At 39.0% G+C, this 25,601-nt stretch carries 10 protein-coding genes; all 10 read left to right on the top strand.

Annotated elements, in window-relative coordinates:
- The first annotated feature begins 13 nt into the window (after window positions 1-13).
- The 10 genes from nrfD (at window position 14) to CLU82_RS06285 (ending at window position 25,592) form a co-directional block, all read left to right on the top strand.
- Entirely contained in the window at window positions 14-1,417 is a 1,404-nt protein-coding gene (gene nrfD, locus CLU82_RS06330) for an NrfD/PsrC family molybdoenzyme membrane anchor subunit (protein WP_100842290.1), read from the top strand.
- Window positions 1,410-1,934 (top strand): DUF3341 domain-containing protein, encoded by a 525-nt coding sequence (locus CLU82_RS06325; RefSeq protein ID WP_100842289.1) that lies wholly within the window; start codon window positions 1,410-1,412, stop codon window positions 1,932-1,934. The genes nrfD and CLU82_RS06325 overlap by 8 nt, the downstream gene beginning before the upstream one ends.
- 8 nt (window positions 1,935-1,942) lie before the next feature.
- Entirely contained in the window at window positions 1,943-2,491 is a 549-nt protein-coding gene (locus tag CLU82_RS06320) for a cytochrome c (RefSeq protein WP_100842288.1), read from the top strand.
- A 30-nt stretch (window positions 2,492-2,521) separates the two neighbouring features.
- Complete coding sequence (locus CLU82_RS06315; protein WP_100842287.1) at window positions 2,522-3,865, top strand: quinol:cytochrome C oxidoreductase; 1,344 nt, start codon at window positions 2,522-2,524, stop codon at window positions 3,863-3,865.
- 19 nt (window positions 3,866-3,884) lie between these two features.
- A complete protein-coding gene (locus CLU82_RS06310; protein WP_100842286.1) occupies window positions 3,885-5,063 on the top strand; it encodes a cytochrome c oxidase subunit II in 1,179 nt (392 codons plus the stop codon).
- A 31-nt stretch (window positions 5,064-5,094) separates the two neighbouring features.
- Complete coding sequence (locus tag CLU82_RS06305; RefSeq protein ID WP_100842285.1) at window positions 5,095-6,891, top strand: cbb3-type cytochrome c oxidase subunit I; 1,797 nt, start codon at window positions 5,095-5,097, stop codon at window positions 6,889-6,891.
- Between the two features lie 80 nt (window positions 6,892-6,971).
- On the top strand, window positions 6,972-7,994 hold the full coding sequence (gene ruvB / locus CLU82_RS06300) for a Holliday junction branch migration DNA helicase RuvB (protein ID WP_100842284.1): 1,023 nt from the start codon (window positions 6,972-6,974) through the stop codon (window positions 7,992-7,994).
- Window positions 7,995-8,005: 11 nt separating this feature from the next.
- Window positions 8,006-9,352: a cytochrome P450 gene (locus CLU82_RS06295; RefSeq protein ID WP_100842283.1), complete on the top strand. Its 1,347-nt coding sequence runs from the start codon at window positions 8,006-8,008 to the stop codon at window positions 9,350-9,352.
- A complete protein-coding gene (gene queG, locus CLU82_RS06290; protein WP_100842282.1) occupies window positions 9,349-10,275 on the top strand; it encodes a tRNA epoxyqueuosine(34) reductase QueG in 927 nt (308 codons plus the stop codon). The genes CLU82_RS06295 and queG overlap by 4 nt, the downstream gene beginning before the upstream one ends.
- Window positions 10,276-10,520: 245 nt before the next feature.
- Window positions 10,521-25,592 carry a gliding motility-associated C-terminal domain-containing protein gene (locus CLU82_RS06285; protein WP_100842281.1) on the top strand — a complete coding sequence of 5,024 codons (15,072 nt, stop codon included), beginning with the start codon at window positions 10,521-10,523 and terminating at the stop codon, window positions 25,590-25,592.
- Window positions 25,593-25,601 lie beyond the last annotated feature (9 nt).

Raw genomic sequence — 25,601 nt, 5'->3', positions numbered from 1 at the left:
CAAATAAAGGATTATGTCGTCTCACTACGAAGCAGCCATTAGAAAACCCTTAGTTATAGGTGATAAATCTTATCACGATATAACTGTAGATGTAGCCGCGCCTATAGAAGGTAAAGCAAATAAACAATGGTGGATTGTATTTTCAATCGCATTAATAGCCTTCCTTTGGGGATTAGGCTGTATTATATACACAGTGTCTACAGGTATTGGTACTTGGGGATTAAACAAAACAGTTGGTTGGGCTTGGGATATTACTAACTTCGTTTGGTGGGTTGGTATTGGTCACGCAGGAACTCTTATTTCTGCAGTACTTTTATTATTCCGTCAACGATGGAGAATGGCGATTAACCGTTCTGCGGAGGCAATGACAATTTTCTCTGTAATTCAAGCAGGTTTATTTCCAATTATACACATGGGTCGTCCTTGGTTGGCTTACTGGGTTTTACCAATTCCAAATCAATTTGGATCACTTTGGGTAAACTTTAACTCACCATTACTTTGGGACGTATTTGCAATCTCAACTTATCTTTCGGTATCATTAGTTTTCTGGTGGACTGGTTTACTTCCAGATTTTGCAATGTTGCGTGATAGAGCTATCACACCTTTCAATAAAAGAGTATATTCTATCTTAAGTTTTGGATGGAGTGGTAGAGCTAAAGACTGGCAACGTTTTGAAGAAGTATCACTAGTTCTTGCAGGTTTAGCAACTCCTCTGGTACTTTCAGTACATACTATTGTATCGATGGACTTTGCTACTTCCGTTATCCCAGGATGGCATACTACAATTTTTCCTCCGTACTTTGTTGCTGGAGCAGTTTTCTCAGGATTTGCAATGGTAAATACTTTGCTTATTATTATGAGAAAAGTTTCTAATCTTGAAGCTTATATCACAATACAGCATATAGAATTAATGAATATTGTAATTATGATTACAGGTTCTATTGTTGGTGTAGCTTATATTACCGAATTATTTATTGCTTGGTACTCAGGAGTAGAATATGAACAATATGCTTTCTTGAATAGAGCTACAGGACCTTATGCTTGGGCATATTGGGCGATGATGACTTGTAATGTGTTTTCTCCTCAATTCATGTGGTTCAAAAAATTAAGAACAAGTATTATGTTTTCTTTCATCATCTCGATAGTTGTAAATATTGGAATGTGGTTTGAAAGATTTGTAATTATCGTAACTTCATTACATAGAGATTATTTACCATCTTCATGGACTATGTTTTCTCCAACATTTGTTGATATTGGAATTTTTATTGGAACAATAGGTTTCTTCTTTGTATTATTCTTATTGTACGCAAGAACATTCCCTGTTATTGCACAAGCCGAGGTTAAAACAATATTGAAAGCTACAGGAGAACATTATATTAAAGAAAGAGAAGCTAATAAACATTCACATCATGAGTAATAAAGTTATATACGCCATTTATAATGACGATGATATTTTGATGGATGCTGTAAAAAAGACACGCGCAGCTCATCATCATATTGAAGAAGTATTTACACCATTTCCAGTTCACGGATTGGATAAAGCAATGGGACTTGCACCTACGCGTTTAGCAATATGTGCTTTTATCTATGGTTTGTGTGGTTTATCTTTTGGAACTTTCTTGATGGATTTTGTTATGATTCAAGATTGGCCTCAAGATATTGGTGGAAAACCAAGTTTTAGCTATATTGATAATATGCCTGCTTTTGTGCCTATTATGTTTGAAGAGACTGTATTTTTTGCAGCTCACTTAATGGTAATTACTTTTTATATGAGAAGTAGATTATGGCCATTTAAAGAAGCCGAAAATCCTGATGTAAGAACTACTGATGACCACTTTTTGATGGAAGTAGCAGTTAATAATAATGAAGAAGAATTAGTTTCTTTTTTCGAAGGTACAGGTGCGGTAGAAGTTAAAGTAATTGAAAAGCATTAATTGTAGATATGAAAAGTTTATATAAAATAACACTTACATTTGGTCTAATGATATTGGTTTCGTCTTGTAATCATAAAGACAGTCCAAATTATCAATATATGCCAAATATGTATGAAGCAGTGAGTGCTGAAACTTATGCTCCAGCTCCTGCTGATGTATTTAAAAACGGTAAGGAAGGTCAACTTCCAGCTGTTGGTTCAATTAATAGAGGTTTTGAACCTTTTGAATATGAAAATACTCCAGAAGGATATGCTTTAGCAAAAGCTAATTTAAAATCTCCTTTAGATTCATTAGATAGAAATTCTGAAAAAGGTAAAGAACTTTTTGAAATTTACTGTATTAGTTGTCACGGCGCAGCTGGTAATGGTAAAGGAAAATTAGTTGAAAGAGAAAAATTTCTTGGTGTGCCTAATTATAAAGATAGAGATATTACTGAAGGAAGTATTTTTTATGTGGAAACTTATGGTTTAAATGCTATGGGTTCTCATGCTAATCAAATGAGTGCTCACGAACGTTGGTTAGTTGCTGACTATGTTCTTAAACTTAAAGCACAATAATAATTGTTGAACAAACTGATCGTAATAGATATGTATACATTTTCAAGTAAATTAAAAACTTTTTCTTTCATCTTAATGGCTATTGGTCTTTTAGGAATTGGATATGGTTTTTTAACTGCACCTAAAGATATTCAAGAAGTTGAGAAAACTCTTGCTGCTCAAAGTAAGGAAGGACACGTTGCTCATTATGAGTTGACAACTCCTGTAGATCACCATTCTGAAGTATTAACAAAAGAACAAGCTGAAGTTAAGGAACAAGCTGAGAAAAAAGAGCATGCTGAGCATGTTTTTCATCAATTGCAAAACAAGCCATGGTCTGCTTTTTATGTAGCTTGTATTTTCTTTATGTTGCTTTCTTTAGGAACATTGGTTTTTTATGGTATTCAACAAGTTGCTCAAGCGGGTTGGTCTCCTGTTCTTTTTAGAGTAATGCAAGGTATTACGGCTTACTTGCCTGTAGGTTCTGTAATTTTCTTTATATTCTTAATATTATGTGGTTTACATTTTAATCATTTGTTTATATGGTTAGATCCTGAAGTAGTTGCCCATGATAAAATTATAGCTAACAAATCTGGTTATTTAAATTTTCCTTTTTGGATTGTAAGAGCAGCTATATTTTTAGCAGGTTGGAATGCTTATAGATATTTTTCTAGAAAAAATTGTTTGGCTCAAGACGAATCTGATGACAATTCTTTCTACAAAAAGAATTTCAATATATCAGCTATGTTTTTAGTGTTCTTTATTGTTTCAGAATCTATTATGTCTTGGGACTGGATTATGTCATTAGACCCACACTGGTCAAGTACACTTTTTGGATGGTATGTTTTTGCTAGCTTCTTTGTTAGTGGAATTACTATGATTACTGTAGTTACTGTTTATTTGAAATCAAAAGGTTATTTAGAAAATGTAAATACTAGCCACATTCATGATTTAGCTAAATTCATGTTTGGTATCAGTATTTTCTGGACCTATTTATGGTTCTCTCAGTTTATGTTGATTTGGTATGCTAATATTCCTGAAGAGATTACTTATTTTGTTATGAGAATTCAGGTTTATAATTTACCTTTCTTTGGTGCTGTTGTTATGAATTTCTTATTTCCAGTTTTAATTTTAATCAATACTGATTTTAAACGTATTACTTGGATTTTAGTTATGGCTTCAATAGTAATATTGTTAGGTCATTATGTTGACTTCTTTAATATGATTATGCCTGGTACTGTTGGAGGTAGCTGGTTTATTGGTGTTTCAGAAATTGCATCCGTTTTATTCTTTCTTGGATTATTTATCTTTGTTGTCTTCTCAGCATTGACTAAAGCTCCTTTGTTACCAAAAAGAAATCCATATATAGAAGAGAGTAAACATTTTCATTATTAATATTTAAAGAGATAAACAGATGACAAGTTTGTTGGTAATTATAGTTTTAGTTTTATTAGCCGTTGCAATATGGCAATTGACGAAAATATTCGATTTAACTCAAGTTTCTTCGACTTCGGACAATTCACAAGTTGCAAACGATGATGATAATAATGTGCAAGGATATTTGATGTTTGGTTTTTTAGCATTCATCTATATCTTTACAATATATGGAGTTTATACATGGGGTCATTTAGTACTTCATACTCCAGCTTCTGAACATGGAGCATTAATTGATCGCCTAATGAATATTACATGGGTATTAATTTTTACTGTTCAGGCAATTACTCAAGTATTACTGCATTACTTTGCTTTTAAATACAGAGGTAATAAGGATAAAAGAGCCTTATATTTTGCAGATAATAATAAATTAGAAGCAATTTGGAGTGTTATTCCAGCAGTTGTTCTTGCTGGTTTGATTCTTTATGGTTTATATGCTTGGACAAATATTATGTTTATTGACGAGGATGATGATACAGTTGTAATTGAATTATATGCTCAACAATTTAAGTGGACTGCAAGATATGCTGGTGAAGATAATGTTTTAGGAAAAGCAAATGTTAGATTAATTGAGGGTATTAATACTTTGGGTGTAGATTTATCTGATCCTTACGCTCAAGATGATATTGTGGTTTCTGAATTGCATATACCAAAAGGTAAAAAAATACATTTCAAGATGAGATCTCAAGATGTATTGCACTCAGCTTACTTTCCATATTTTAGAGCACAAATGAATTGTGTTCCTGGTATGGTTACTGAATTTGCTTTTACTCCTATTTACACTACTTCAGAATATCAAGCTTTGCCTTATATGGTTGAAAAAGTAGCTAATATTAATGCTATTAGAGCAAAGAAAAGTTTAGAGTTAATTGCTAAGGGCGAACCAGGTTTAGATCCTTACACTTTTGATTATTTATTGCTATGTAATAAAATTTGTGGAGCTTCTCATTATAATATGCAAATGAAAGTTATAGTTGATACTCCTGAAGACTATAAAAAATGGTTGAGTGAAAAAACTGCTTTAGTTAATGAAGTTAAAGCTTCTAAAGTTGTGCCAGCTACACCAGATGCTTCTTTAGGAAAAGATTCAGCTGTTGAAAAAGATACTGCTGCTGTTGGAAAAGATACTGCAGCTGTTGCAAAAATAGCAATGAAATAATTATTATTAAGAAAATTTAAAGTATAAATATATGTCAGCAGAAGGTCACGATCACGGACACGATCACGAACACGAACACCACCATAAAGACACTTTCATTACTAAATATATTTTTAGTATTGATCACAAAATGATTGCTAAGCAATATTTGTTAACTGGTATCATAATGGGTGTTATCGGTGTAAGTATGTCTTTGCTATTTAGAATGCAATTGGCTTGGCCAGAAGAATCTTTCAAAATATTTAATGTTTTGTTAGGTGATAAATGGGCTCCAAATGGAGTTATGGCTAATGATATTTATTTAGCCTTAGTAACCATACACGGTACCATAATGGTTTTCTTTGTATTGACGGCAGGGTTGAGTGGAACTTTTAGTAATTTATTGATACCACTTCAAATTGGAGCTCGGGATATGGCTTCTGGTTTTATGAATATGATCTCTTATTGGTTATTCTTTTTATCAAGTGTAATCATGGTTTGTTCTTTATTTATAGAAGCTGGACCAGCATCAGCAGGATGGACAATTTATCCTCCATTAAGTGCACTTCCTCAAGCTATTCCTGGTTCAGGTTTAGGAATGACTTTATGGTTGGTTTCTATGGCTATTTTCATTGCTTCTTCTTTGATGGGTTCTTTGAATTATGTTGTTACAGTTATTAACTTAAGAACAAAAGGAATGTCTATGACAAGATTGCCTCTTACTATTTGGGCTTTCTTTGTAACTGCAATTATTGGTATCGTTTCGTTCCCAGTATTGTTGTCAGCTGCTTTGTTATTGATTTTTGATAGAAGTTTTGGTACTTCATTCTTCTTGTCAGATATTTATATTGCTGGTGAAGTTTTACATTATCAAGGTGGTTCTCCAGTACTTTTCGAACACTTATTTTGGTTCTTAGGTCACCCTGAAGTATATATTGTAATTTTACCTGCATTAGGTATTACATCTGAAATTATTGCAACAAACTCTCGTAAACCAATTTTTGGTTATAGAGCGATGATTATGTCTATCATTGCAATTGCATTTTTATCAACGATTGTTTGGGGTCACCACATGTTTATTTCAGGAATGAATCCATTCTTGGGATCTGTGTTTACCTTTACAACATTATTGATTGCAATTCCATCTGCGGTAAAAGCTTTCAACTACATTACAACACTTTGGAAAGGAAATCTTCAAATGAATCCTGCTATGTTGTTTTCAATTGGTTTGGTTTCTACTTTCATTACAGGAGGTTTAACTGGAATTATTTTAGGAGATAGTACATTAGATATCAATGTTCACGATACATATTTCGTAGTTGCTCACTTCCACTTAGTAATGGGTATATCTGCACTTTATGGAATGTTTGCTGGTGTTTATCACTGGTTTCCAAAAATGTTTGGTAGAATGTTGAACAAAAACTTAGGATACGTACACTTTTGGGTAACAGCAGTTTGTGCTTATGGAGTATTTTTTCCAATGCACTTTATAGGACTGGCTGGTTTACCAAGACGTTACTATACAAATACTAACTTTCCATTGTTTGATGATTTGCAAAATGTAAATGTATTGATTACAACTTTTGCTTTAATCGGTGGAGCTTTTCAATTAGTATTCTTATACAATTTCTTCTCAAGTATATTCTTTGGTAAGAAAGCAGTTCAAAATCCATGGAGATCTAATACTTTAGAATGGACTACTCCAGTAGAACATATGCACGGAAACTGGCCTGGTGAGATTCCTGAAGTACACCGTTGGCCTTATGACTACAGTAATCCTGGACATGAAGAGGATTTTGTACCTCAGACAGTTCCAATGAAAGAAGGGGAAGTAGTTTTACATCACTAAAATTTCAAAATTATATAAATGCCTTTCATTAATGAGAGGCATTTTTTTATTACAATGATTACTTTTTTTATCTTTATCAAATGAACGAGAATTTAGATCCTACGAATAATAATTTTGGCGCAGAAGAGCTTGATATTGAAAAAAGATTAAGGCCGTTGTCTTTTGATGATTTTTCTGGTCAGGATCAAGTATTGGATAATCTTAAAGTTTTTGTTGCCGCTGCTAATCAACGAAATGAGGCTCTTGATCATACACTTTTTCATGGTCCTCCAGGTTTGGGTAAAACTACTTTAGCTAATATTTTGGCAAATGAATTGGGAGTTGGAATCAAAATTACTTCTGGACCAGTTTTGGATAAGCCAGGTGATTTAGCAGGATTACTTACTAATCTTGAAGAACGAGATGTATTATTTATAGATGAGATACACCGTTTAAGTCCTATAGTTGAGGAATATTTATATTCTGCTATGGAAGATTTCAAGATTGATATTATGATTGAATCTGGTCCTAATGCTAGGACAGTACAAATTAATTTGAATCCTTTTACTCTTATAGGAGCTACAACTCGCTCCGGTCTTTTGACAGCTCCAATGCGTGCTCGTTTTGGGATCTCCTCAAGATTGCAATATTATACTACAGAGCTTTTGACAACTATTGTTGAGCGTAGTGCAATGATTTTTAAAATGCCAATCACTATGGAAGCTGCAATTGAGATTGCAGGTAGGAGTAGAGGAACTCCTCGTATTGCTAATGCTTTGTTACGTAGAGTACGTGATTTTGCACAGATCAAAGGAAATGGATCTATCGATATTGAAATTGCTCGATATGCCTTAAAAGCTCTTAATGTAGATGCTCATGGTTTGGATGAAATGGATAATAAAATTTTGAATACAATCATCGATAAATTCAAAGGAGGACCTGTCGGTTTGTCTACATTGGCTACTGCTGTTTCTGAAAGTAGTGAAACAATTGAAGAAGTATATGAACCCTTTTTGATTCAGGAAGGTTTTATTATGCGTACACCTAGAGGCCGTGAAGTAACAGAGAAAGCGTATAAGCATTTAGGGAAAGTCAGAACTAATATCCAAGGTGGGCTTTTTTAGAATGTACTGTGATGTCTGAAAACAAAAAATATACGTATCCGAAAAAATTATCAATAGTTAGATTCTTTTTAGATGCCGAAAAAGTTCGTAAAAATCCGATTCCATTTCATAAAAAATATTTTGAAAAACTGGGAGATACTTTTTCAGTTAGAATTGGCGTGACAATGCATTTGATATTGTCGAGAGATAATGATGTTGCACAGCATATTTTACAGAAAAGCCATAAGAACTATTATAAATCTCGCCTTCAAACTGTATACTTATCAAAATATGTTGGAAAAGGGCTTTTGACATCGGATGGTAATTTTTGGTTAAAACAAAGAAGACTGATTCAACCTGCATTTCATAAGCAAAAGATGAATCAGTTGGTGGATAATATGAATCATATTATTGATTCGGAGTTGAATGGTTTGTTTGAAGAAAAGCCAGTTGATATTTTTCCTGTAATGAGTCAATTGGCATATACTGTTGTTGCCAAATCGTTATTTCATCTATCAATTTCTGAAGAAAAACTTAAAAGAATAAAATTTATTATTGATGAAGTACAGAATTTCTTAATTAAAGAAATAAGACTTCCTCATAAAGCTTGGTGGTTTTCTTTGAGTGGACAAGTTGAAAAGCATCTTCAATTGTCTTTAGAAAATAACAATATTATTCAAGAGATTATTGAGGAAAGAGTGAGTTTAAATGAACAAACAAATGATTTGCTTCAGATGCTTCTTGATACCAGATATGAAGGTACAGGAGAAGGTATGTCTGTAACACAGTTGATTGATGAGATAAAAATTCTTTTTACAGCGGGTTACGAAACAACTGCAAATGCGTTAACTTTTACACTTTATCTTTTAGCAAAGTATCCAGAAATTCAAGAAAAAGTATGGAAAGAAATTGAAGTAATTGAAAAAGAAACAGAAGATGTTTTAGAGCAACTTCAAAAAATGATTTATATTAATGCTGTTTTAAATGAATCAATGAGGTTGTATCCACCGGCTTGGATTACAGATAGACAGAACATTATAGATGATGTTATTGGTTCTTACCATATAAAAAAAGGGACACTTATTGGCGTTTCATTTTATGAGTTGCATCGTAATCCAAAATATTGGAGTAATCCTGATGAATTTAATCCAGAGAGATTTCTAGGAGATCAAAAAAAACATTCTATGCAATATTTTTACCCATTTGGAGCTGGGCCAAGAATGTGTATTGGAAGTGGTTTTGCTATTTACGAACTTGGGTTAACACTATTTAAAATTATAAAAAGATACGAAGTGAAGCCGATTAGCGGAGAAGTTCAGTTTAATCCATTGGTTACCTTAAAACCTGTTGGTGTTGAAGTTTTATTTTCTAAAAGATGACAATCAATTCGAAAGAAACATATTCTAAATTTATTAAATCCGAAGCTAAGCGTCTCGGTTTTTTGTCTTGTGGTATATCTAAAGCTGGATTTTTAGAACAAGAAGCGCCACGTTTAGAAAACTGGTTGAACAATCAAATGAATGGTCAAATGACTTATATGGAAAATCACTTTGACAAGCGATTAGATCCTACTTTATTAGTCGATGACGCTAAAAGTGTGATTTCACTTTTATTGAATTATTATCCTTCGGAACTTCAAAATACTGATTCTTATAAAATCTCAAAATATGCTTATGGACAAGATTATCATTTTGTCATCAAAGAAAAACTGAATGAATTACTGTTTTCTATTCAGCAAAATATAGGAGAAGTTACTGGTCGTGCATTTGTTGATTCGGCTCCAGTTCTCGATAAAGCTTGGGCTGCGAAAAGCGGTTTAGGATGGATTGGAAAAAACAGCAATTTATTGACTCAAAAAGTAGGTTCTTTTTATTTTATTGCAGAACTGATTATAGATCTTGATTTGGAATATGATCATGCTGTTACGGATCATTGTGGTTCATGTACTGCTTGTCTTGATGCTTGTCCTACCCAAGCTATTGTTACTCCTTATGTGGTTGATGGGAGTAAATGTATTTCCTATTTTACTATTGAGCTCAAAGAGAATATTCCTTCCGAAATGAAAGGTAAATTTGATGATTGGGCTTTTGGTTGTGATGTTTGCCAAGATGTTTGTCCTTGGAATCGTTTTGCAAAACCACATAATGAACCATTGTTAAGTGCTAACTCGGAATTACTTTCAATGTCCAAAAAAGATTGGATTGAAATTACCGAAGAAACTTTTAAGAAAGTGTTTAAAGATTCTCCCCTTAAACGATCAAAATTTAATGGTCTAAAACGAAATATTCTTTTCTTAGAATAGTAATAATTTTGTTGATAATTTTTTATTTTTTGACATTTGACATCAATTCTGAATTTTATGTACCTATAAAAATTAATAATAAACTTACATTAAGTGCTTGTTATTTAGCGATTTAATTCGCTTTATATCGATAAAAGTGTGAATCGACGTTAAAATAGGTAGTTAAACGGAAATTATTAACAAGTTATTTGTAATTATCTAGTTTTGCCTTACCCAATCTGACAAAACTTAATGCGGAATTAATTATGAGGAACTTTACTTTGAAAAGACTTAATTTTATTAAGTCATTGATTTTTATTGCCTTATTTCTTTTTAGTAGCCAAGCTGTTTTTTCTCAATTTTATACTACGCATTATATAGCTCCTGCTCCTTGGCAATATTTTAGTAAGGCTAACGAAATTATAATTGCGACAAATTCAACAACAACTGTAAATATTGCTTTGAAAAAAAGTGATGGAACTTTAATTACAAATTTAACAGCAATTAAAGGGACTCCTGCAGTTTATAGGTTTTTAGGTGTTGCTAATATTTTACCCGTACATTCTTTAAATACAATTATTAATTCGGCAGGGATGATTGTTACTTCAGATGGTCCTACCTCTGTAAACTTGCGTAATGTTGCCTCCGATGATTATACTGGAGGTGACAATACAGATGGAACTATTAAAGGGAATGCATCGTTGACTAGTTTTGGTGATGCTGGTATTGGTGTTCGTTATAGAATTGGTTATTATAGAGATGGAGGTTTAGGTAATTTTGGGGGATTTGGTGAGCAGTTTCCAATTTATAGCATAATGGCTATAGCTACTGGTACCACTATAAAATTGAATGGAACAGTTTTAACTACATTAAATGCAGGACAGAGTTATTTGTTTCAAGCCGCAATTGGTTCTTTAGTTGAGTCATCAAGCGGTACTGTTATGAATACTTCAGCAAGAATTGATATGCCAGATGGTTGTGGAGATGGTGTTTTTGATCAAGTTCCACCAGAAGCAGTTTTAGGGGCTGAATATTTTATAGAAAGAGGAAAGGGTAATGACACTGCGGAACAAACTACTGTAGTTGCCACAAAAGCTAATACAATATTGACTATTGAGACTTATTCAATAACTGGAGTTCTACTAGGTACAGTTACTAAAACACTTATAAATGCAGGGGATTTTTATACATTTAAAAATGGTGTTTCCAATCCGACAAATGCTTCTACCAGTGGTATTCCCAATACTTCATTTACAGCTACAAGAGTTTTTGCAACGAATAATGTTGCAGTATATTCTGGCACAGCACAGTCCTGTGAGGTTGATATATCAGTAATTGCTCCTGTTTCTGCTTGTGGAGGATCAAATTTCATAGAAACTAAAAAATTTAGAGCCTATAACACAGGAACTTCTTTACCTTATTTTGGATATGTTCTTTTGAAAGATGCTACAGCAGTCGTAACTGTAGGAAATGGAAATAATATTGAGACTCTTACTGGAGCTACGAGATATCAATTGGGAACAACAGGTTGGTATTTGATAAATTTTAATGATACACAAATAGGTAGTCCAGATATAATTTCTGTTTCAAGTGTAGCCAAATTAACCGTTTCTATTGTTCAACAAGGAGGTGGATTTTCAATGGCTGGCTTTTTCTCCAATTTTGCGCAGCAACCAGATGATCCAACCATAAGTTACATTCCTGGAGGAGGTTGTACAAATGCCTCAGCTACGTTAACTACACCCTTAGGATTTGCTCCCTATCAATGGTATTTTAATGGAGTTGCTATTTCGGGTGCCACTTCTAATAGTTATTCTGCAACAAAAACAGGTTCTTATTCAGTTGCATCTACCTTAGCTTGCGGTTTATTGACACAATCAAAACCAGTTACGGTTACTTTGTGTACAGATCTTGAAGTTATTAAAACTGTTGATGTTTCTGCACCGTGTGTAGGATCTAATGTTGAATTTACAATTAAAGTAACAGATTTAGGACCTAATAATGCAGCTGGTCTTTCTGTGAATGATTTATTACCAACTGGATATACCTTCGTAAGTGCTACAGCTTCGACAGGGTCCTATAATTCTACTAATGGAACTTGGAGTATTGGAAACATAGATAATGCAGAAGTTTTTACTTTAAAAATAGTTGCGAGCGTAAATGCAAGTGGAGTTTACACCAATAGTGCTTCAATACCAACTGCTAGCCAACCAGATAGTAATATTTCTAATAATACAGCAAGCGTTGCAACAATTCCTACTGCATTACCTATTGCACTTTCTTTGACAGGTAGTACAATATGTAATTCTCCTGGAGGTAATGGTACAATTACGTCATCTACATCTGTAAGTGGTGTCAGTTATCAATTATATAATTCTAGTAATATAGCGGTACAAAGTACACAAACTGGTACAGGGTCAGGACTCACATGGTCGGGTCTTGGTGTTGGAAATGGGTATTATGTAATTTCTACTATTGGTACTTCTTGTAATAAAAGTAGCGGAACGGTAAATGTATTAGGAACAACAAATCCATCCACCCCAACCGCTAGTGTTACTGCACAACCAACATGTGCTTCTCCAAAAGGGACAATTGTAATAACAGCTCCTACTCCTGCTGCTAACGTCACTTATACCTTGACCGGTACAACTCCAGTAGTTGCTGCAGTAACACAAGCAACTACTACATTTGCGAACTTGTCGGTTGGTGATTATATTCTTACAACTACAAATACAACAACTGGATGTATTTCTGGTGCTAAGAACCTTACTGTTAATGCTATTCCAGCAAGTACTTTGCCTTCGGCTACAGGTGTAACTATTTGTAAGGGAGGGACAGGTTCACTAACTTCTTCCACAGTATGTTCTTCAAGTGTGGTTTCGGCAGGGCCAAATAATCCTGTAGATGGAGCGAATATAACAGGTGTCGGTACGCAAGCATGGTCTACTCCTGGTAATATTGGGGCAATAGGAACACCTTATGCTACAATGGATCTTCCAAAAAATGAAACAAGTAATTATCTTCAAGGTACTAATTATGGGTTTGCAATTCCTGCAGCAGCTACAATAAATGGAATTACTGTAAATATCAACAGACAAGTTCAATCAACTTCTAATATGTTTGATAATGAAGTACGCTTAGTTAAGGCAGGAACAATAGTTGGAAGTAATCTTAAAAGTGCGACAGCATGGTCAAATAGTTTTAGTGTTCAAACTTATGGAGGAACGAATAATTTATGGGGAAGTACTTGGACACCAGCAGAAATAAATAATTCTAATTTTGGAGTTGTAATTTCTGCAGCAAGTGGCTCTAATCAAAAGAGACAGTTAGATGTCGATTATATGCAAATTACTGTAACTTATACATTGAATGGAGTTCTTAACTGGTATGCGGTATCTTTAGGTGGTTCAGCAATAGGCTCAGGTACTTCTTTCAATCCTGTAGGTGCAGCAGGTTCAGGTTTAGCGAATACCAATACACCTGGGACTACAACTTATTATGTTGAATGTTCTAGTACAGCAGGTTGCAGAACACCTATAGATTTTGTTATAAATCCATTAAATACTATAGCAGCTGGAACAAATAGAACAACCTGTATTAATAGTGCAATAACTGATATTACTTTAGTAACCACTGGAGCTACAGGAGCCAATTTTTCTGGATTGCCATTGGGAGTTAGTGGTTCATGGGCAAATGATAGAGTAACTATTAGTGGTACTCCAACTGAATCAGGAACGTTTAATTATACTGTAACAACCGCGGGAGGATGTCCACCTGCAACAACAACAGGTGTTATAACTGTAAATAATTTACCAACTCAACCGACAATAACAGCAGGAAGTTCTTTGACCTTCTGTTCAGGAGGGAACGTATCTCTAACGTCTAGCTCTGGAAACAGTTATTTATGGTCGACAGGAGAGACTACAGCATCAATAATAGTAAGTACTCTTGGCACGTATAGTGTCAAGATAACAGATTCAAATGGTTGTCAAAGTATTGCAAGTATTGGAAAAGCTGTTGTGGTAATTCCTAAACCAACAGCTCCAGCAGTAGCTTGTTATGAGACAGCAACTTTTAATACGACAACCTGTCTATGGGAAGTAAGTGGTACACAACCAGTAAAACCAGCGTTAGCTTGTTATGAGACAGCAACTTTCAATACGACAACCTGTCTATGGGAAGTAAGCGGTACGCAACCAGTAAAACCAGCGGTAGCTTGTTATGAGACAGCTACTTTTAATACTGCCACTTGTCTATGGGAAGTAAGCGGCACGCAACCAACAGCTCCAGCGGTAGCTTGTTATGAGACAGCTACTTTTAATACGACAACCTGTCTATGGGAAGTAAGCGGTACGCAACCAACAGCTCCAGCGGTAGCTTGTTATGAGACAGCGACTTTCAATACGGCAACCTGTCTTTGGGAAGTAAGTGGTACACAACCAACAGCTCCAGCAGTAGCTTGTTATGAGACAGCAACTTTCAATACAGCCACCTGTCTATGGGAAGTAAGCGGTACACAACCAACAGCTCCAGCAGTAGCTTGTTATGAGACAGCGACTTTTAATACGGCCACCTGTCTATGGGAAGTAAGTGGTACACAACCAGTAAAACCAACAGTAGCTTGTTATGAGACAGCAACTTTTAATACGGCCACCTGTCTATGGGAAGTAAGCGGCACGCAACCAACAGCTCCAGCGGTAGCTTGTTATGAGACAGCGACTTTCAATACAACAACCTGTCTATGGGAAGTAAGCGGTACGCAACCAACAGCTCCAGCGGTAGCTTGTTATGAGACAGCGACTTTCAATACGGCAACCTGTCTTTGGGAAGTAAGTGGTACACAACCAACAGCTCCAGCAGTAGCTTGTTATGAGACAGCAACTTTCAATACAGCCACCTGTCTATGGGAAGTAAGCGGTACACAACCAACAGCTCCAGCAGTAGCTTGTTATGAGACAGCGACTTTTAATACGGCCACCTGTCTATGGGAAGTAAGTGGTACACAACCAGTAAAACCAACAGTAGCTTGTTATGAGACAGCAACTTTTAATACGGCCACCTGTCTATGGGAAGTAAGCGGCACGCAACCAACAGCTCCAGCGGTAGCTTGTTATGAGACAGCGACTTTCAATACAACAACCTGTCTATGGGAAGTAAGTGGTACACAACCAGTAAAACCAGCGGTAGCTTGTTATGAGACAGCGACTTTTAATACGACAACCTGTCTATGGGAAGTAAGTGGTACACAACCAACAGCTCCAGCAGTAGCTTGTTATGAGACAGCTACTTTCAATACGGCAACCTGCCTATGGGAAGTAAGCGGTACACAACCAACAGCTCCAGCAGTAGCTTGTTATGAGACAGCGACTTTCAATACGGCCACCTGTCTTTGGGAAGTAAGCGGTACACAACCTGTAAGACCAACTCTAGCTTGTTATGAGACAGCGACTTTTAATACGACAACCTGTCTATGGGAAGTAAGCGGCACGCAACCAACAGCTCCAGCAGTAGCTTGTTATGAGACAGCGACTTTCAATACGGCCACCTGTCTATGGGAAGTAAGTGGTACACAACCAGCAGCTCCAGCAGTAGCTTGTTATGAGACAGCGACTTTCAATACGACAACCTGTCTATGGGAAGTAAGTGGTACACAACCAACAGCTCCAGCAGTAGCTTGTTATGAGACAGCGACTTTCAATACGGCAACCTGTCTTTGGGAAGTAAGTGGTACACAACCAACAGCTCCAGCAGTAGCTTGTTATGAGACAGCAACTTTCAATACAGCCACCTGTCTATGGGAAGTAAGCGGTACACAACCAACAGCTCCAGCAGTAGCTTGTTATGAGACAGCGACTTTTAATACGGCCACCTGTCTATGGGAAGTAAGTGGTACACAACCAGTAAAACCAACAGTAGCTTGTTATGAGACAGCCACTTTTAATACGGCCACCTGTCTATGGGAAGTAAGCGGCACGCAACCAACAGCTCCAGCGGTAGCTTGTTATGAGACAGCGACTTTCAATACAACAACCTGTCTATGGGAAGTAAGTGGTACACAACCAGTAAAACCAGCGGTAGCTTGTTATGAGACAGCGACTTTTAATACGACAACCTGTCTATGGGAAGTAAGTGGTACACAACCAACAGCTCCAGCAGTAGCTTGTTATGAGACAGCTACTTTCAATACGGCAACCTGTCTATGGGAAGTAAGCGGTACGCAACCAGTAAAACCAGCGGTAGCTTGTTATGAGACAGCGACTTTCAATACGGCCACCTGTCTATGGGAAGTAAGTGGTACACAACCTGTAAAACCAGCGGTAGCTTGTTATGAGACAGCGACTTTCAATACGGCCACCTGTCTATGGGAAGTAAGTGGTACACAACCTGTAAAAACAGCGGTAGCTTGTTATGAGACAGCGACTTTTAATACGACAACCTGTCTATGGGAAGTAAGTGGTACACAACCTGTAAAACCAGCGGTAGCTTGTTATGAGACAGCGACTTTTAATACGGCAACCTGTCTATGGGAAGTAAGCGGTACACAACCAGCAAAACCAGCGTTAGCTTGTTATGAGACAGCCACTTTTAATACGACAACCTGTCTATGGGAAGTAAGCGGTACACAACCAACAAAACCAGCAGTAGCTTGTTATGAGACAGCGACTTTTAATACGGCAACCTGTCTATGGGAAGTAAGCGGTACACAACCAGCAAAACCAGCGTTAGCTTGTTATGAGACAGCCACTTTTAATACGACAACCTGTCTATGGGAAGTAAGCGGCACGCAACCAACAAAACCAGCAGTAGCTTGTTATGAGACAGCGACTTTCAATACGGCCACCTGTCTATGGGAAGTAAGTGGTACACAACCAGCAGCTCCAGCAGTAGCTTGTTATGAGACAGCGACTTTCAATACGACAACCTGTCTATGGGAAGTAAGTGGTACACAACCAACAGCTCCAGCAGTAGCTTGTTATGAGACAGCGACTTTCAATACGACAACCTGTCTATGGGAAGTAAGTGGTACACAACCAACAGCTCCAGCAGTAGCTTGTTATGAGACAGCGACTTTTAATACGGCAACCTGTCTATGGGAAGTAAGCGGTACGCAACCAGTAAAACCAGCGGTAGCTTGTTATGAGACAGCAACTTTCAATACGGCAACCTGTCTATGGGAAGTAAGTGGTACACAACCAACAGCTCCAGTAGTAGCTTGTTATGAGACAGCGACTTTCAATACGACAACCTGTCTATGGGAAGTAAGTGGTACACAACCAACAGCTCCAGCAGTAGCTTGTTATGAGACAGCGACTTTCAATACGGCCACCTGTCTATGGGAAGTAAGTGGTACACAACCAACAGCTCCAGCGGTAGCTTGTTATGAGACAGCAACTTTCAATACGGCCACCTGTCTATGGGAAGTAAGCGGTACACAACCAGCAGCTCCAGCGGTAGCTTGTTACGAAACAGCGACTTTCAATACGGCAACCTGTCTATGGGAAGTAAGTGGTACACAACCAACAGCTCCAGCGGTAGCTTGTTACGAAACAGCAACTTTCAATACGGCCACCTGTCTATGGGAAGTAAGTGGTACACAACCAACAGCTCCAGCGGTAGCTTGTTACGAAACAGCAACTTTCAATACGGCAACCTGTCTTTGGGAAGTAAGCGGTACTCAACCAGCAGCTCCAGCGGTAGCTTGTTACGAAACAGCAACTTTCAATACGGCAACCTGTCTTTGGGAAGTAAGTGGTACGCAGCCAGTAAAACCAGCGGTAGCTTGTTACGAGACAGCAACTTTCAATACGGCCACCTGTCTTTGGGAAGTAAGTGGTACGCAGCCAGTAAAACCAGCGGTAGCTTGTTATGAGACAGCAACTTTCAATACGGCCACCTGTCTTTGGGAAGTAAGTGGTACGCAGCCAGTAAAACCAGCGGTAGCTTGTTACGAGACAGCGACTTTTAATACGGCCACCTGTCTTTGGGAAGTAAGCGGTACACAACCAACAGCTCCAGCGGTAGCTTGTTATGAGACAGCGACTTTTAATACAGCAACCTGTCTATGGGAAGTAAGCGGTACACAGCCAGCAGCTCCAGCGGTAGCTTGTTATGAGACAGCGACTTTTAATACAGCAACCTGTCTATGGGAAGTAAGCGGTACACAGCCAGCAGCTCCAGCGGTAGCTTGTTATGAGACAGCGACTTTTAATACAGCAACCTGTCTATGGGAAGTAAGCGGTACGCAACCAACAGCTCCAGCGGTAGCTTGTTACGAAACAGCAACTTTCAATACGGCCACCTGTCTTTGGGAAGTAAGTGGTACGCAGCCAGTAAAACCAGCGGTAGCTTGTTACGAGACAGCGACTTTTAATACGGCCACCTGTCTATGGGAAGTAAGCGGTACACAACCAACAGCTCCAGCGGTAGCTTGTTACGAAACAGCTACTTTTAATACGGCCACCTGTCTATGGGAAGTAAGTGGTACACAACCAGCAGCTCCAGCGGTAGCTTGTTATGAGACAGCTACTTTTAATACGGCCACCTGTCTTTGGGAAGTAAGTGGTACACAACCAGCAGCTCCAGCGGTAGCTTGTTATGAGACAGCAACTTTCAATACGGCCACCTGTCTTTGGGAAGTAAGCGGTACGCAGCCAGCAGCTCCAGCGGTAGCTTGTTATGAGACAGCAACTTTCAATACGGCCACCTGTCTTTGGGAAGTAAGTGGTACGCAGCCAGCAGCTCCAGCGGTAGCTTGTTATGAGACAGCAACTTTCAATACGGCCACCTGTCTTTGGGAAGTAAGTGGTACGCAGCCAGCAGCTCCAGCGGTAGCTTGTTATGAGACAGCGACTTTTAATACGGCCACCTGTCTTTGGGAAGTAAGTGGTACGCAGCCAGCAGCTCCAGCGGTAGCTTGTTATGAGACAGCAACTTTCAATACGGCCACCTGTCTATGGGAAGTAAGCGGTACACAGCCAGCAGCTCCAGCGGTAGCTTGTTACGAAACAGCAACTTTCAATACAGCAACCTGTCTTTGGGAAGTAAGCGGTACGCAACCAACAGCTCCAGCGGTAGCTTGTTACGAAACAGCAACTTTTAATACGGCCACCTGTCTTTGGGAAGTAAGCGGTACACAACCAACAGCTCCAGCGGTAGCTTGTTACGAAACAGCTACTTTTAATACGGCCACCTGTCTATGGGAAGTAAGCGGTACACAACCAGCAGCTCCAGCGGTAGCTTGTTATGAGACAGCAACTTTCAATACGGCCACCTGTCTTTGGGAAGTAAGTGGTACGCAGCCAGCAGCTCCAGCGGTAGCTTGTTACGAGACAGCGACTTTTAATACGGCCACCTGTCTTTGGGAAGTAAGCGGTACACAACCAACAGCTCCAGCGGTAGCTTGTTATGAGACAGCAACTTTCAATACGGCCACCTGTCTTTGGGAAGTAAGTGGTACACAACCAACAGCTCCAGCGGTAGCTTGTTATGAGACAGCAACTTTCAATACGGCCACCTGTCTTTGGGAAGTAAGTGGTACGCAGCCAGTAAAACCAGCGGTAGCTTGTTACGAGACAGCGACTTTTAATACGGCCACCTGTCTTTGGGAAGTAAGTGGTACGCAGCCAGTAAAACCAGCGGTAGCTTGTTACGAGACAGCGACTTTTAATACGGCCACCTGTCTTTGGGAAGTAAGCGGTACACAACCAACAGCTCCAGCGGTAGCTTGTTACGAAACAGCGACTTTTAATACGGCCACCTGTCTTTGGGAAGTAAGCGGTATACAACCAACAGCTCCAGCGGTAGCTTGTTACGAAACAGCGACTTTTAATACGGCCACCTGTTTTTGGGAAGTAAGTGGTACACAACCAACAGCTCCAGCGGTAGCTTGTTACGAAACAGCAACTTTCAATACGGCCACCTGTCTATGGGAAGTAAGCGGTACACAACCAACAGCTCCAGCGGTAGCTTGTTATGAGACAGCTACTTTCAATACGGCCACCTGTCTATGGGAAGTAAGTGGTACACAACCAACAGCTCCAGCGGTAGCTTGTTATGAAACAGCGACTTTTAATACGGCCACCTGTCTATGGGAAGTAAGTGGTACGCAACCAGCAGCTCCAGCGGTAGCTTGTTACGAAACAGCGACTTTTAATACGGCCACCTGTCTATGGGAAGTAAGCGGTACACAACCAGCAGCTCCAGCGGTAGCTTGTTACGAAACAGCGACTTTTAATACGACAACCTGTCTTTGGGAAGTAAGTGGTACACAACCAACAGCTCCAGCGGTAGCTTGTTACGAAACAGCGACTTTTAATACGGCCACCTGTCTATGGGAAGTAAGCGGTACGCAACCAGCAGCTCCAGCGGTAGCTTGTTACGAAACAGCGACTTTCAATACGGCCACCTGTCTATGGGAAGTAAGTGGTACACAACCAACAGCTCCAGCGGTAGCTTGTTACGAAACAGCGACTTTCAATACGGCCACCTGTCTATGGGAAGTAAGCGGTACACAACCAACAGCTCCAGCGGTAGCTTGTTATGAGACAGCTACTTTCAATACGACAACCTGTCTATGGGAAGTAAGTGGTACACAACCAGCAGCTCCAGCGGTAGCTTGTTATGAAACAGCGACTTTTAATACGGCCACCTGTCTATGGGAAGTAAGTGGTACGCAACCAGCAGCTCCAGCGGTAGCTTGTTACGAAACAGCGACTTTTAATACGGCCACCTGTCTATGGGAAGTAAGCGGTACACAACCAGCAGCTCCAGCGGTAGCTTGTTACGAAACAGCGACTTTTAATACGACAACCTGTCTTTGGGAAGTAAGTGGTACACAACCAACAGCTCCAGCGGTAGCTTGTTACGAAACAGCGACTTTTAATACGGCCACCTGTCTATGGGAAGTAAGCGGTACGCAACCAGCAGCTCCAGCGGTAGCTTGTTACGAAACAGCGACTTTCAATACGGCCACCTGTCTATGGGAAGTAAGTGGTACACAACCAACAGCTCCAGCGGTAGCTTGTTACGAAACAGCGACTTTCAATACGGCCACCTGTCTATGGGAAGTAAGTGGTACACAACCAACAGCTCCAGCGGTAGCTTGTTATGAAACAGCGACTTTCAATACGGCCACCTGTCTATGGGAAGTAAGCGGTACGCAACCAACAGCTCCAGCGGTAGCTTGTTACGAAACAGCTACTTTTAATACGGCCACCTGTCTATGGGAAGTAAGCGGTACACAACCAGCAGCTCCAGCGGTAGCTTGTTATGAGACAGCGACTTTTAATACGACAACCTGTCTATGGGAAGTAAGCGGTACACAACCAACAGCTCCAGCGGTAGCTTGTTATGAAACAGCGACTTTTAATACGACAACCTGTCTATGGGAAGTAAGTGGTACACAACCAGCAGCTCCAGCGGTAGCTTGTTACGAAACAGCGACTTTTAATACGGCAACCTGTCTATGGGAAGTAAGCGGTACACAACCAACAGCTCCAGCGGTAGCTTGTTACGAAACAGCGACTTTCAATACGGCCACCTGTCTATGGGAAGTAAGCGGTACGCAACCAGTAAAACCAGCGGTAGCTTGTTATGAAACAGCGACTTTTAATACGACAACCTGTCTATGGGAAGTAAGTGGTACACAACCAGCAGCTCCAGCGGTAGCTTGTTACGAAACAGCGACTTTTAATACGGCAACCTGTCTATGGGAAGTAAGCGGTACACAACCAACAGCTCCAGCGGTAGCTTGTTACGAAACAGCCACTTTTAATACGGCCACCTGTCTATGGGAAGTAAGTGGTACACAACCAACAGCTCCAGCGGTAGCTTGTTACGAAACAGCAACTTTCAATACGACAACCTGTCTTTGGGAAGTAAGCGGTACGCAACCAACAGCTCCAGCGGTAGCTTGTTACGAAACAGCAACTTTCAATACGGCCACCTGTCTATGGGAAGTAAGTGGTACACAACCAGCAGCTCCAGCGGTAGCTTGTTACGAAACAGCGACTTTTAATACGGCCACCTGTCTTTGGGAAGTAAGCGGTACACAACCAGCAGCTCCAGCGGTAGCTTGTTACGAAACAGCGACTTTTAATACGACCACCTGTCTTTGGGAAGTAAGCGGTACGCAACCAACAGCTCCAGCGGTAGCTTGTTACGAAACAGCAACTTTCAATACGGCCACCTGTCTATGGGAAGTAAGTGGTACACAACCAGCAGCTCCAGCGGTAGCTTGTTACGAAACAGCGACTTTTAATACGGCCACCTGTCTATGGGAAGTAAGTGGTACACAACCAGCAGCTCCAGCGGTAGCTTGTTACGAAACAGCGACTTTTAATACGACCACCTGTCTATGGGAAGTAAGTGGTACACAACCAACAGCTCCAGCGGTAGCTTGTTACGAAACAGCAACTTTCAATACGGCCACCTGTCTATGGGAAGTAAGCGGTACGCAACCAACAGCTCCAGCGGTAGCTTGTTACGAAACAGCGACTTTCAATACGGCAACCTGTCTATGGGAAGTAAGCGGTACACAACCAGCAGCTCCAGCGGTAGCTTGTTATGAGACAGCGACTTTTAATACGACAACCTGTCTATGGGAAGTAAGTGGTACACAACCAACAGCTCCAGCGGTAGCTTGTTATGAAACAGCAACTTTCAATACGACCACCTGTCTTTGGGAAGTAAGTGGTACACAACCCACAGCTCCAGCAGTAGCTTGTTACGAAACAGCGACTTTTAATACGACCACCTGTCTATGGGAAGTAAGTGGTACACAACCAACAGCTCCAGCGGTAGCTTGTTATGAGACAGCGACTTTTAATACAGCAACCTGTCTATGGGAAGTAAGTGGTACGCAACCAGCAGCTCCAGCGCTAGCTTGTTACGAAACAGCAACTTTCAATACGGCCACCTGTCTATGGGAAGTAAGTGGTACACAACCAACAGCTCCAGCGGTAGCTTGTTATGAGACAGCGACTTTTAATACAGCAACCTGTCTATGGGAAGTAAGCGGTACGCAGCCAGCAGCTCCAGCGGTAGCTTGTTACGAAACAGCGACTTTTAATACGACAACCTGTCTATGGGAAGTAAGTGGTACACAACCAACAGCTCCAGCGGTAGCTTGTTATGAGACAGCAACTTTCAATACGGCCACCTGTCTTTGGGAAGTAAGTGGTACGCAGCCAGCAGCTCCAGCGCTAGCTTGTTACGAGACAGCGACTTTTAATACGGCCACCTGTCTTTGGGAAGTAAGCGGTACACAACCAGCAGCTCCAGCGGTAGCTTGTTACGAGACAGCGACTTTTAATACGGCCACCTGTTTTTGGGAAGTAAGTGGTACACAACCAACAGCTCCAGCGGTAGCTTGTTATGAGACAGCGACTTTCAATACAGCCACCTGTCTTTGGGAAGTAAGCGGTACACAACCAACAGCTCCAGCGGTAGCTTGTTATGAGACAGCAACTTTCAATACAGCCACCTGTCTTTGGGAAGTAAGTGGTACACAACCTGGAATTTCGGGAGTAATTATAAATGAGGGTACTAACACACCATTAGCAAATGTTCCTGTTACTTTGAAGCCAATAAACAGTACTACAGGCCCTATTTTATTGCGTCTTTCTAAAGCAGATGGTTCTTATTCATTTACAGGAATGATACCTGGTGATTATGTATTACAAGTTCAAGATGCTAATTTGAATACAGCTCAAGATTTGTACAATACAACGTCAAGTTTCTTGATAATAAAAGTAGATAATTGTAATTATCAAAAATATAATTTTGGATATGATAAAACAGATTTATTGATATTAGGTGATTTTGTTTGGTATGATTTAAATAATAATGGGGTACAAGATGAATGGTATGATGCCAATAATGATAGTCTTGTGACGCAAAATGTACCAGATGCAAATGGAGTTGTAGACTTTAGTAAATGGGAATGGATTGATTTTAATGGTGATGGTAGTTATGAAGGAAAGCAAAATGCCGGAGAATTAAATGCAGCAGGTTTTGGCAATGGAACCACTGATGTGCCTAACATATTTGTAACAGGTCCTAATGGATTTTCTAGAAGTGTTACGATGGGGGTAGAAGGATATTGGAGAACAAGAGCTCCTAAAGACGCATTTGGTGATTATAAAGTTGAGTTCATAAAAGAGGCAAATTTAGAAGTAGCTTCAGAAACAATGTCTGCTTCTGGACTAGTAAAAGTGTTGCCAAGTCCAACAACTAAACAAGGAAGTACAAAAAAATCTAAAAGTTATGTTGATTGTGGGCTAACCACTAATAATATTTTGAATGCTCAATTTTCGGCAACGGAACAAGTTCATTTGGAATTAGATTTTGGAATTAGTTGTAAACTGTATGGTGATATAGTAGCTACTAATGACGATGCAGGTACTGTTGACGGAAATAAAGCTACTAACGGTATCTTTAACGTATTAGCTAATGATACGTTTAATGGATTACCAATAAATCTTTCCGATGTAGTAGTGAGTTTTACTCCAAATGTAAATTTCACGATGGGTAATGATGGATTATTGAATGCCTTAACTAACATTCCTGGAGGGAACTATACTTTATCTTATAGTATTTGTGAAAAAGCAAATCCAAATAATTGTAGTACAGCTACGGTAATTGTATTTGTAGAAAGACCAAGTATTACCTTAGTAAAAACAGCTCATTTTAATGACGAAAACGGTGATGGTTATGGGCAAGAAGGAGAAACGATTACGTATCGTTTTGAAGTTACTAATACTGGAAATGTACCATTAATGAATGTGAATATTATAGATCCGATGCCTGATGTTGTAATGACAGGTAATCCATTGATACTTGATGTAGGCGAAAAAAATAGTACCACTTTTATAGGACAATATTTTATAAAAAAATCAGATATTAATTTAGGATCAATATCAAATCAAGCTACTGTATATGGTACTAGTCCAAGTGAAATAATAGTAAATGGTAAATCGGTTGCAACAATTGTAGTAGAAGACAGTCCATCAGTATCACCTATTTCAGAATGCGTAATAAAAGTATTCAATGCGGTTTCACCAGATGGAAGTGGTGAAAATGATAAATTGTTTATTCAAGGATTAGAATGTTATCCTGATAATTCAGTAGAAATTTTTAATCGTTGGGGTGTATTGGTGTTTGAGTGTGATCATTATGATAATGTCAATAAGGTGTTTAGAGGTATTTCAGAGGGACGAGTAACTTTCGAAAAATCACAAGAGCTACCAGTTGGTACATATTTTTATATTTTAAAATACAAAAACAATAAATCTGAAAGTATTGAAAAATCAGGATACTTGTATTTGAATAGAAGATAGAATTTGTTC

Origin of the sequence: Flavobacterium sp. 5 (genome assembly GCF_002813295.1) — a bacterium.
In the GTDB taxonomy this organism is placed as follows: Bacteria; Bacteroidota; Bacteroidia; order Flavobacteriales; family Flavobacteriaceae; genus Flavobacterium.
This window is presented reverse-complemented; position numbering and strand designations above follow the sequence as displayed.

What these genes read in the sequence shown, in the direction of transcription:
- nrfD (WP_100842290.1), top strand. Translation starts at nt 14, where the DNA reads ATGTCGTCTCACTACGAAGCAGCCATTAGAAAACCCTTAGTTATAGGT.
- CLU82_RS06325 (WP_100842289.1), top strand. Translation starts at nt 1,410, where the DNA reads ATGAGTAATAAAGTTATATACGCCATTTATAATGACGATGATATTTTG.
- CLU82_RS06320 (WP_100842288.1), top strand. Translation starts at nt 1,943, where the DNA reads ATGAAAAGTTTATATAAAATAACACTTACATTTGGTCTAATGATATTG.
- CLU82_RS06315 (WP_100842287.1), top strand. Translation starts at nt 2,522, where the DNA reads ATGTATACATTTTCAAGTAAATTAAAAACTTTTTCTTTCATCTTAATG.
- CLU82_RS06310 (WP_100842286.1), top strand. Translation starts at nt 3,885, where the DNA reads ATGACAAGTTTGTTGGTAATTATAGTTTTAGTTTTATTAGCCGTTGCA.
- CLU82_RS06305 (WP_100842285.1), top strand. Translation starts at nt 5,095, where the DNA reads ATGTCAGCAGAAGGTCACGATCACGGACACGATCACGAACACGAACAC.
- ruvB (WP_100842284.1), top strand. Translation starts at nt 6,972, where the DNA reads ATGAACGAGAATTTAGATCCTACGAATAATAATTTTGGCGCAGAAGAG.
- CLU82_RS06295 (WP_100842283.1), top strand. Translation starts at nt 8,006, where the DNA reads ATGTCTGAAAACAAAAAATATACGTATCCGAAAAAATTATCAATAGTT.
- queG (WP_100842282.1), top strand. Translation starts at nt 9,349, where the DNA reads ATGACAATCAATTCGAAAGAAACATATTCTAAATTTATTAAATCCGAA.
- CLU82_RS06285 (WP_100842281.1), top strand. Translation starts at nt 10,521, where the DNA reads ATGAGGAACTTTACTTTGAAAAGACTTAATTTTATTAAGTCATTGATT.